General features: G+C 70.9%; 1 protein-coding gene. It reads left to right on the top strand.

Going from position 1 to position 968, the window contains the following annotated elements; all coding sequences use genetic code 11:
• Positions 1-241 precede the first annotated feature (241 nt).
• A partial coding sequence (locus AB0B48_RS32985) for a Na+/H+ antiporter NhaA (RefSeq protein ID WP_357208540.1) occupies positions 242-968 on the top strand: 727 nt, incomplete at its 3' end.

The following is a 968-nucleotide window of genomic DNA, read 5'->3' as shown; positions in this document are numbered from 1 at the left end:
CGGCTTATGTCCGGAGTTACCTATATTCGGGCGGCGAGATGTGCGCCCCCATGACCAACCCGGCAAACGCCCATTCGGCAGCGGCGACAACGGGGAAAAAGTCGAAGGCCGATCCGACGGCGTCCGATCGGCCCAGCGGTCGCCGCCGACCGCGCCGCCGGATAGGGTCGACAGCGGTGTGCCGGGAAGCCTGGTCGGCGAGTGGAAACCTGCTGTCCCGACTCCTGTAGGTGAGCCGAAGTTGACCCTCCCCACCCCACCGTCCGGCCCGCGTCCGCCGAGGACCCGGCTGTTCTCCCGATCGTCCTGGCCGCAGGCCCGGCACCTGGCCGACGTGCTGCGCACCGAGACCGTCGGTGGCGCGCTGTTGCTGTCGGGCGCTCTGATCGCGCTGATCTGGGCCAACTCCCCGTGGTCCGACTCGTACACGCGGCTCGGCGACGTGGTGCCCTGGCCCGGCGCGCCCTGGCACCTCGACCTGAATCTGGCCACCTGGGCGGCCGACGGCCTGCTGGCCATCTTCTTCTTCGTCGTGGGCCTGGAGCTCAAACGGGAGTTCGTCGCCGGTGACCTCCGCGACCCGCGCCGAGCCGCGCTGCCGGTGGCGGCCGCGCTCGGCGGGATGCTGCTGCCGGCGCTGATCTACGTGGCGGTGGTGCTGGGCGGGGGCGGGGAGGGCCTGCGCGGGTGGGCCATTCCGACCGCCACCGACATCGCTTTCGCGCTCGCCGTCCTCGCGGTGGTCAGCTCACATCTGCCCCAGGGGCTACGCGCATTCCTGCTCACCCTGGCGGTGGTCGACGACCTGTTCGCGATCACCATCATCGCGCTCTTCTACACCGCCGACTTTCAGCCCGTACCGCTGCTCGCCGCGTTCGCGCCGATCGCTCTCTTCGCGGTGCTGGTGCAGCGGGGGCGCACCTGGTGGTGGGCGCTGATCCCCCTCGCTGTGGCCGCCTGGTCACTGG

It is taken from the genome of Micromonospora sp. NPDC049089 (assembly GCF_040648775.1).
Classification (GTDB): domain Bacteria; phylum Actinomycetota; class Actinomycetes; order Mycobacteriales; family Micromonosporaceae; genus Micromonospora.
Note: the sequence above shows the minus strand (reverse complement) of the source record. Positions and strands in the feature narration are given on the sequence as shown.